Source organism: Kitasatospora putterlickiae (assembly GCF_039527695.1).
In the GTDB taxonomy this organism is placed as follows: Bacteria; Actinomycetota; Actinomycetes; order Streptomycetales; family Streptomycetaceae; genus Kitasatospora; species Kitasatospora putterlickiae.
In genome coordinates, this window is record NZ_BAAAKJ010000297.1 from 1 (window position 1) to 8,567 (window position 8,567).

Genomic DNA, 8,567 nt, shown 5'->3' on the forward strand with positions numbered 1-8,567 from the left:
GCCGCCGAGGCCGCCGCGGCGACCGGCGTCCCGCTGCTCGTCCTGCACCGCCCCGGCTGGGCGCCGGTGGAGGGCGACCGCTGGCACCGCGTCCCCTCCCTCGCGGAGGCGGCGGACCTGCTGCCGTCCCTCGGCCGGCGGGTGCTGCTCACCAGCGGCCGCCAGGGCATCGGCGCCTTCGCCCACCTCGACGGCCTGCACTTCACCGCCCGCTCGGTCGACCCGCCCGAGCCGCCGCTGCCCGCCTCGCTCGACGTCCTGCTCGACCGCGGCCCGTTCACCCTGGACGGCGAGCGGGCGGTGCTGCGCGAGCACCGGATCGACGTCGTGGTCACCAAGGACAGCGGCGGCGCGGCCACCGCGCCCAAGCTCACCGCGGCGCGCGAACTCGGCCTGCCCGTGGTCGTCGTGGACCGCCCGCCGGCGCCGCCCGGCGTCCCGGTCGCGGAGACCGTCGAGGCCGCGCTGGCCTGGCTGGCGGGCCGCTAATTCCCGTGCCGGCCGGACCCGTTCCTGCCACCATGGCCCGATGACCGACGCCTACGACCTCGCCGACGCCGCCCGCACCCCGACCCCGCCCGCCGGCGACGAACGGGCCACCCTGACCGCCTTCCTGGACTTCCAGCGCGACACCTTCGCCATGAAGTGCGCCGGGCTGACCACCGACCAGCTCCGCGCCCGCCCGCTGCACCCCTCCACGCTCTCCCTGCTCGGCCTGACCCGCCACCTCGCCGAGGTCGAGCGCAGCTGGTTCCGCAACGTCCTCAACAACGAGGCCCGCCCCGGCTTCTGGAAGCGCCCCGACGGCACCTTCGCCGAATTCGACGCCGCCGACGCCGACCCCGACGAGGCCTTCACCGTCTGGCGCCGCGAGTGCGCCCACGCCCGCGAACTCGTCGCCGCCGCCCCGTCCCTGGACGTCCTGGGCCACTACCGCGCCCCCGCCGGCGACCAGACCTGGTCCCTGCGCTGGATCCTCACCCACATGATCGAGGAGTACGCCCGCCACAACGGCCACGCCGACCTCCTGCGCGAACACCTCGACGGCCGCACCGGCGAATGACCCCCCACGGCGAAGGACACCGAGTCGATGAGAACCCGGCGGAAGGACCGTGAACCCCCCGGCCCGCAGGAGCCCTGGAACAGGATCGTCCCGCACCTCTGGATGGGCGGGCACTACTTCACACCGCCCGGCGGCGGTCTCGAACCCGCCGTCGTGGGAGGCGAGTTCGACCTGGTCGTGAGCCTGTTCACGCTGCCCGGCCACGGCCCGGCGCCGGACGTGGAGCACGTCGTCCGCGAGGTGCCCGACGCCCCGCTCTCGGCCGACCGGCTGCTCGCCGTCCAGGAGGCCGCGACGCTCACCGCGCAGGCCGTCCGGCAGGGCCGCCGCACCCTCGTCCGCTGTCACTCGGGCTACAACCGCTCGGGCCTGGTGGCGGCCCAGGCCCTCGTCGAGCTCGGCCACCAGGCCGGAAGCGCCATCGGACTCGTCCGGGAGCGCCGCTCGCCCTGGGCGCTCAACAACCCGCTGTTCGTCGACTACCTGACCACCGGGCTGGACACCGCGTACCTGCTGGCGGGTCTCCACGACTGAGGCCGTGGCCGCGCACGGGCGCGGCCACGGCCTCGGTGGCGTCCGGGGGGACCGGTCGTGGCTCAGATGTCGCGGAAGGTCTCGATCTGGGCGCCGATGGAGTTGAGGCGCTCGGCGAGGTCCTCGTAGCCGCGGTTGATGACGTAGACGTTGCGCAGCACCGAGGTGCCCTTGGCGGCGAGCATCGCGAGGAGGATGACGACGGCGGGGCGCAGGGCGGGCGGGCAGACCATCTCGGCGGCGCGCCAGCGGGTGGGGCCCTGGACGAGGACGCGGTGCGGGTCGAGGAGCTTGATGTCCGCGCCGAGGCGGGTGAGTTCGGTGAGGTAGATGGCGCGGTTGTCGTAGACCCAGTCGTGGATCATCGTGGTGCCGTGGGCGGCCGCGGCGATGGCGGCGAAGAACGGCACGTTGTCGATGTTGATGCCGGGGAAGGGCATCGGGTGGATGGTGTCGATCGGCGCGGTGAGCTTGGAGGGGCGCACGGTGAGGTCGACCAGCCGGGTGCGGCCGTTGTGGGCCGGGTACTCGGGGGTGCGGTCGTAGTCGAGGCCCATGCCCTCCAGCACGGCGAGCTCGATCTCCAGGAACTCGATCGGCACCCGGCGGATGGTCAGCTCGGAGGAGGTGACCACGGCGGCCGCGAGCAGGCTCATCGCCTCGACCGGGTCCTCGGCCGGGGTGTAGTCGACGTCGCAGGTGATCTGCGGGACGCCGTGCACGGTGAGGGTGGTGGTGCCGATGCCCTCGATCCGCACGCCCAGCTTCTCCAGGAAGAAGCAGAGGTCCTGGACCATGTAGTTGGGCGAGGCGTTGCGGATGACGCTGACGCCGTCGTGGCGGGCGGCGGCGAGCAGGGCGTTCTCGGTGACGGTGTCCCCGCGCTCGGTCAGCACGATCGGGCGGTCCAGCGGGACGCCGGGCTGGACGGAGGCGTGGTAGGCGCCGCCGGTGGTGGCGACCTCCAGGCCGAACCGGCGCAGCGCGGTGAGGTGCGGCTGGACGGTGCGGGTGCCGAGGTCGCAGCCGCCGGCGTAGGGGATGGCGAAGGTGTCGGCGCGGTGCATCAGCGGGCCGAGGAACATCAGCACGCTGCGGGTGCGGCGGGCGGCCTCGACGTCCATGCCGGCGAGGTCGAGCTCGACGGGCGGGGTGAGTTCGAGGTCGCGGCCGTCGTTGATCCAGCGGCTCTTGACGCCGATGCTGGTGAGCACCTCAAGGATGCGGTAGACCTCCTCGATGCGGGCCACGCTGCGCAGGGTGGTGCGGCCGGTGGTCAGCAGCGAGGCGCAGAGGATCGCCACGCAGGCGTTCTTGCTGCTGCGGACGTCGATCGCACCGGAGAGGGTGGTGCCGCCGGCGACCCGCAGGTGCATCGGCCCCGCGTAGCCGAGGGAGACGATCTCGCTGTCGAGCGCTTCGCCGATGCGCGCGATCATCTCAAGGCTGACGTTCTGCTTGCCCTGTTCGATGCGGTTGACCGCGCTCTGGCTGGTGCCGAGGGCCTCGCCGAGCTGGGCCTGGGACCAGCCGCGGTGCTGACGCGCGGTACGGATGAGGGTGCCGATACGGGTGAGGTAGTCGCCTGTCACTCGCCAGACCATATCTCATGGCTGAGATAGCGACAGAACCGACCCCGGGCGTGGCGCTACATTTGTCCGTTTCTCACCCCGTATGAGCGTCAGATCTTCACATCATGGCGAAGTTCCTGGGACACGCCTGAGACGGAACGCCGCCCGCGTCAGGGCCCGAGCGGCTCCGCGCGGCCGACGATCGTCCCGGCCCGGTCGACGCAGATGACGTCGACCGCGACCGGCGAACCGACCAGCACCCCGAGCGCGGTGGCCCGCGCGGCCTCGGCCACCAGGTCGCCCAGCGGCACCCCGGCCGCCCGGCAGAGCTGGATCGCCTCCAGCGCGGTGTTGGCCGCCGCGACGGCCGCCGTCAACTCCTCGTCCGCGCCGCCCTCGCGGGCGAGCCGGGCCAGGTAGCCCTTGTCCACCTGGGAGCGCGCCGAGTGCAGGTCGAGGTGGCCGGCGGCGAGCTTGGAGAGCTTGGCGAAGCCGCCGGCGATGGTCAGGCGCGGCACCGGGTGGCGCTTGAGGTACTTGAGCACCGCGCCCGCGAAGTCGCCCATGTCGAGCAGCGCGTCCTCGGGCAGGCCGTGCACGGCGACGGCCACCTTCTCCGAGGTCGAGCCGGTGCAGCCGGCCACGTGGGTGCGGCCGGCGGCCCGCGCCACGTCCACCCCGCGCCGGATCGAGTCGATCCACGCGGAGCAGGAGTAGGGGACGACCACGCCGGTGGTGCCGAGGATGGAGAGCCCGCCGAGGATGCCCAGCCGGGGGTTCCAGGTGGAGCGGGCGATCTCCTCTCCGTTGTCGACGGAGATCTCCACCACCACGTCCCCGCTGCCGCCGCACTCGGCCGCCACCTCGGCGACCACCTCCCGGATCAGCTGCCGGGGCACCGGGTTGACGGCCGGCTCGCCGACCGCGAGCGGCAGCCCGGCCTTGGTGACGGTGCCCACCCCGGGCCCGGCCCGGAACACCACGCCCGCCCCGGGCTCCCCCGCCCACACCGTGGAGCGCACCAGGGCGCCGTGCGTCACGTCGGGGTCGTCCCCGGCGTCCTTCACCACCCCGGCCATCGCCCGCCGCCCGCCGGCCCCCTCGGTGACCCCCTCCACCGCGAGCGCGAACGCCGGCCGCTGCCCCTTCGGCAGCACGATCTCCACCGGATCCGGGAACTCCCCCGTGAGCAGCGCCCGGTACGCCGCCTTGGTCGCCGCCGTGGCACACGCCCCGGTCGTCCAGCCGTGCCGCAGCCCGCTGCTCCTCAGCTGCCCGGCCCGCCCGCCGACCTCGCCCATGCCGCACCGCTCCCTGATTCCGATTGCCGATCGAGACCCTACGGCCCCCGGCCCGCCCGTGCCGAGAACGCCGAGGGCAATTGTGTACACCTGGAACGCTTCGTACGCTCGAAGCATGAGCGAGCAGCCTGTCCAGACCGTATCGATTCGCGAGGCGCGTGAGCACCTCGCCGCCGTGGTCGACCGCGCGGAGCGGGACGAGCCGACGGTGATCACCCGGCGCGGACGGGAGGTGGCCGCCGTCGTCCCGATGGAGCTGCTGCGCGAGTACCGGCGGTGGGAGGAGCAGGAGCTGGTGCGCCTCATCGAGGAGCGCCGTGCTGAATCGACGTACTCGCTGGAAGAGGTCATGGCCGAGACCCTGGCGAGGCCCGAGTGAAGTACCACACCCGCCGAGCTGGAGCACGACCCGTACGGATTCCACACCACCGGGCTCGTCGGCTCACCTGATACCGCCGTCTGCGAGTGGGAGACCACCGGGTCATCTACACCGTGGACGGCGGCCGGCGGCCGGTTCTGGTCGTACGGGTCTGCCACCGCTCCGGCATCTACCGCGACTGATCCGGGTTCCGGTGCGGAAGGCCGGGCGGCCTTCCGCACCGGTTGCTCAGGCCTCCGGGTAGCGGCGGGGGGTCCAGGTGACGTCGGGGTGGGGGGCGCGGGGGACGTGCCGCGTCTGGGAGGAGCCGATGAGGAGGATGGTGCGCATGTCGACCTCGGCGGGGTCGAGGTCGGCGAGGCGCACGGTGCGGACGCGTTCGGTGGGTCCGCCGACGTCGCGGGCCATCACCACCGGGGTCTCCGGGGCCCGGTACTCCAGGAGGAGGTCGCGGGCGCGGCCGACCTGGGTGGTGCGGGACTGCGAGCCGGGGTTGTAGAGGGCGAGCACCAGGTCGGCCTCGGCGGCGGCGCGCAGGCGGGCGGCGACGACCTCCCAGGGCTTGAGGCGGTCGGAGAGCGAGACCACCGCGTAGTCGTGGCCGAGCGGGGCGCCGGCCCGGGAGGCGGCCGCGTGGGCGGCGGTCATGCCGGGGACGATCCGCACCGGGACCTCCCGGTAGGCCTCCTCGCAGGCGACCTCCAGGACGGCGGTGGCCATCGCGAAGACGCCCGGGTCACCGGAGGAGACCACCACCACCCGGTGGCCGCGCCGGGCCAGGTCCAGGGCGAACTCGGCGCGCTCGGACTCCACCTTGTTGTCGGAGCCGTGCCGGGTCTGGCCCGGCCGCACCGGCACCCGGTCCAGGTAGGTGGTGTAGCCGACCAGGTCGGTGGCGGCGGCCAGGGCGCCGCGCGCCTCCGGGGTGAGCCAGAGCGGTCCGGCGGGCCCGGTGCCGACGACCGTGACGTCGCCCGGTCCGCTCAGGTCGGGCGCCGCGGGCTCCAGCGGGGCGACCTTGCTGGGCAGCACGGCCACCGAGAAGTAGGGGACGCCCTCGGGGTCGACCGAGGCCAGCGGCGCGGTCCGCTCGCCGTCCATGAACGCCCGCTCGACGTACTGGGCGTCGGCCAGCCGGCCGGCCCGCTCCAGGGCGCGGCGCACGGTCGGGAAGGTGCGGCCGAGCTTCATGACGACGGCGGAGTCGGCGGCGGCCAGCCGCGCGGTCAGCTCCTCCTCGGGCAGCGTGCCGGGGATGACGGTGAGCGTCTCCTCGGCCTCGGTGAGCGGCTGGCCGAGCCGGGCGGCGGCGGCGCTGACCGAGGTCACGCCGGGCACCACCTCGGTCGGGTAGCGGTGCGCCAGGCGCTTGTGCATGTGCTGGTAGGAGCCGTAGAAGAACGGGTCCCCCTCGGCGAGCACCACGACGTCGCGTCCGGCGTCCAGGTGGGCGGCCAGCCGGGCGGCGGCCTCCTCGTAGAAGTCGTCCAGCGCGCCCCGGTAGCCGCCGGGGTGGTCGGTGGTCTCGACGGTGATCGGGTAGACCAGCTTCTCCTCGATCTGACCGCCCGTCAGATAGCGCTCGGCGATGGTCCGGGCGATCGAGCGGCCGTGCCGGGCGCTGTGGTACGCCACCACGTCGGCCTTGCCGATGAGTTCGGCGGCGCGCACGGTCACCAGCGAGGGGTCCCCTGGGCCGAGGCCGACCCCGTAGAGCCGGCCGGTCCTCTGATTGTCCGTCACTCTTCCTCGCTCGCAATCGCGTTGATCGCGGCGGCGGCGATCGCGCTGCCGCCGCGCCGGCCGCGGACCACCAGGTGCTCCAGGCCCGCCGGGTGGGCGGCCAGCGCCTCCTTGGACTCGGCCGCGCCGATGAAGCCGACCGGCACGCCGATCACCGCGGCCGGGCGCGGGGCGCCGGCCTCGATCAGCTCCAGCAGGCGGAAGAGCGAGGTCGGCGCGTTGCCGACGGCGACCACGGCGCCCTCCAGGCGGGGCAGCCACAGCTCCATCGCGGCGGCGCTGCGGGTGTTGCCCATCGCCCGGGCCAGCTCGGGCACGGACGGGTCGGTGAGGGTGCAGATCACCTCGTTGTCGGCGGGCAGCCGCTTGCGGGTGACGCCGCTGGCGACCATGTTGACGTCACACAGGATCGGCGCCCCGGCGCGCAGGGCGGCGCGCGCGGAGGCGACCACGCCCGGCGAGTACACCAGGTCCTCGACCAGGTCGACCATGCCGCAGGCGTGGATCATCCGCACCGCGACCTGGGAGACGTCCGCGGGCAGCGCGGCGAGGTCGGCCTCGGCCCGGATGGTGGCAAAGGACTGGCGGTAGATGGACGCGCCGTCCTTCTCGTAGTCGATCACGTGGTGGTCCTCCGGGCCGCGGCGACCGCCGCGGCCATCTCCTCGTTCGTCACTTCCACGGCGGTGTCCCGCCCCGGCGGCGCGCCTTCCAGCGCCACCCGGTACCCCTGCCCGGTCGCCAGCACGTCCACCCGCCGTCCGGCGGGGTGGCCGCAGCGGCGCTCGCAGCCCGACCAGTGCACCGGCAGTCCGCCGGGGTTCGCCGGGGCGCCGTCCAGCGCCCGGGCGGCGTCGGCCCGGACGTCGGCCAGCGACTTCGCGCAGCCCGGCAGCCCGGTGCAGGCGCTCGCGCCGTCCCAGGCGGTGCCGCCCGCGGTCCGGAAGCCGGCCGCCGCGAGCGCGGCCAGCCGTTCGGCGGGCGCGCCGGGCAGCACCACGCCGCGCCACGGGGTGAGCCGCAGCTCGCCCTCCGCGGCGTCGGCCAGGACCTGCCACTGACCGGCCGTGGCCAGGCCGAAACGCAGGCCGACGTGCAGGCCCGCGTACAGGCCCACCTGCGGCCCGCTTCCCGGCAGGGCGCCCAGCGGCGGGCGGGTGCCGGACAGCACGGGCAGCGGCAGCGGGCCGGGGTCCAGCAGGTCGGGCGCCTCGCGCAGGTGCCAGGCCCGCACCCCGGCGGCGCGCTGGGCGTCCAGGAACTCGTGGGCGGCGTCCAGCGCCGCGTAGACCGCCTGCCCGGCGGGCACCGGCCGCACGGTGGCGGCCCGGCCGAGGCGCAGCAGGGCGGTGCCGTCGGGGCCTGCGATCAATGTCACATCGGCGTCCAGCGCGGCGACGTCGCCGCTGCCGTCGTCCAGGGCGAACAGGAACTTGCCGGACAGCGCCGTCGCCCAGGGGCTGGCGCACAGGGACTGGTCGAGCGAGCGCGCCCAGGCCCGCACGTCGCCGAGACCGGCGGCGGGGCCCGGCGAGGCGACGATGTTGCGGACCCGCTCATGGGTGTCGGAGGGCAGCAGGCCGGCGGCGCGCAGCCGCCCGCCGAGTTCGCCGCCGCAGTCCGAAGCCAGGCCGCGCAGCTGGACGTTGCCGCGCGAGGTGATCTCCAGCCGGCCGTCGCCGAGTTCGCGCGCCGCGTCGGCCAGCGCCAGCGCCTGACGGGTCGTCAGCAGGCCGCCGGGCAGCCGGACCCGGGCCAGGGCGCCGTCGTCGGCGGGGTGCAGACGAAGGGCCCCGGGGCAGGCGTCCGGACGCGCCCGGTCGGGCACGGCGGCGCCCGGCGCGACGGCGTCGGGTTCGGGAGGCATGGCGGCGAGCATACAGATGATCCGATGGGTTGCCGCCGTCCCGTCGCTCACACCCACGGCCCCGTGCGGCGCCCTCGCGACCCGCACTCCCCCGGCCCGGCCGTACCCC

At 74.8% G+C, this 8,567-nt stretch carries 10 protein-coding genes; 5 read left to right on the forward strand and 5 right to left on the reverse strand.

From position 1 onward, the window contains the following. From ABD308_RS28755 to ABD308_RS28765, 3 genes are all read left to right on the forward strand, one after another. Positions 1-489: precorrin-6A/cobalt-precorrin-6A reductase (locus ABD308_RS28755; protein ID WP_344340698.1), on the forward strand; the 489-nt coding region annotated here is incomplete at its 5' end. Between the two features lie 40 nt (positions 490-529). Then, positions 530-1,063: a DinB family protein gene (locus ABD308_RS28760; RefSeq protein ID WP_344340701.1), complete on the forward strand. Its 534-nt coding sequence runs from the start codon at positions 530-532 to the stop codon at positions 1,061-1,063. Between the two features lie 27 nt (positions 1,064-1,090). Further along, complete coding sequence (locus tag ABD308_RS28765; RefSeq protein WP_344340704.1) at positions 1,091-1,597, forward strand: protein-tyrosine phosphatase family protein; 507 nt, start codon at positions 1,091-1,093, stop codon at positions 1,595-1,597. Between the two features lie 62 nt (positions 1,598-1,659). Here the strand turns inward: ABD308_RS28765 and ABD308_RS28770 are convergent, their stop codons facing one another. Together ABD308_RS28770 and ABD308_RS28775 are read right to left on the reverse strand one after the other, a co-directional pair. Beyond that, positions 1,660-3,189 carry a UDP-N-acetylglucosamine 1-carboxyvinyltransferase gene (locus ABD308_RS28770; protein ID WP_344340707.1) on the reverse strand — a complete coding sequence of 510 codons (1,530 nt, stop codon included), beginning with the start codon at positions 3,187-3,189 and terminating at the stop codon, positions 1,660-1,662. Positions 3,190-3,338: 149 nt separating this feature from the next. Then, positions 3,339-4,469 (reverse strand): cobalt-precorrin-5B (C(1))-methyltransferase, encoded by a 1,131-nt coding sequence (locus tag ABD308_RS28775; RefSeq protein ID WP_344340710.1) that lies wholly within the window; start codon positions 4,467-4,469, stop codon positions 3,339-3,341. Between the two features lie 115 nt (positions 4,470-4,584). Here ABD308_RS28775 and ABD308_RS28780 point away from each other — a divergent pair, with 115 nt between their 5' ends. After that, on the forward strand, positions 4,585-4,848 hold the full coding sequence (locus tag ABD308_RS28780; RefSeq protein ID WP_344340713.1) for a type II toxin-antitoxin system Phd/YefM family antitoxin: 264 nt from the start codon (positions 4,585-4,587) through the stop codon (positions 4,846-4,848). An 86-nt stretch (positions 4,849-4,934) separates the two neighbouring features. Beyond that, the gene (locus ABD308_RS39790) at positions 4,935-5,030 is read left to right on the forward strand and encodes a type II toxin-antitoxin system RelE family toxin (protein WP_425554873.1); all 96 of its coding nucleotides are present in this window, start codon (positions 4,935-4,937) and stop codon (positions 5,028-5,030) included. A gap of 46 nt (positions 5,031-5,076) precedes the next feature. On the opposite strand, the gene ABD308_RS28790 is transcribed toward ABD308_RS39790, so the two are convergent. Genes ABD308_RS28790 through ABD308_RS28800 form a run of 3 tightly spaced genes read right to left on the reverse strand, consistent with a single transcriptional unit; the run spans position 5,077 to position 8,458 of the window. Next, entirely contained in the window at positions 5,077-6,591 is a 1,515-nt protein-coding gene (locus ABD308_RS28790; RefSeq protein ID WP_344340716.1) for a precorrin-2 C(20)-methyltransferase, read from the reverse strand. Then, positions 6,588-7,214, reverse strand: coding sequence for a precorrin-8X methylmutase (locus tag ABD308_RS28795; protein WP_344340719.1), 627 nt, complete (start codon positions 7,212-7,214; stop codon positions 6,588-6,590). Before ABD308_RS28795 ends, ABD308_RS28790 begins: the two co-directional genes overlap by 4 nt. Further along, positions 7,211-8,458 (reverse strand): cobalamin biosynthesis protein CobG, encoded by a 1,248-nt coding sequence (locus tag ABD308_RS28800; RefSeq protein ID WP_344340722.1) that lies wholly within the window; start codon positions 8,456-8,458, stop codon positions 7,211-7,213. The genes ABD308_RS28795 and ABD308_RS28800 overlap by 4 nt, the downstream gene beginning before the upstream one ends. Positions 8,459-8,567: the final 109 nt, after the last annotated feature.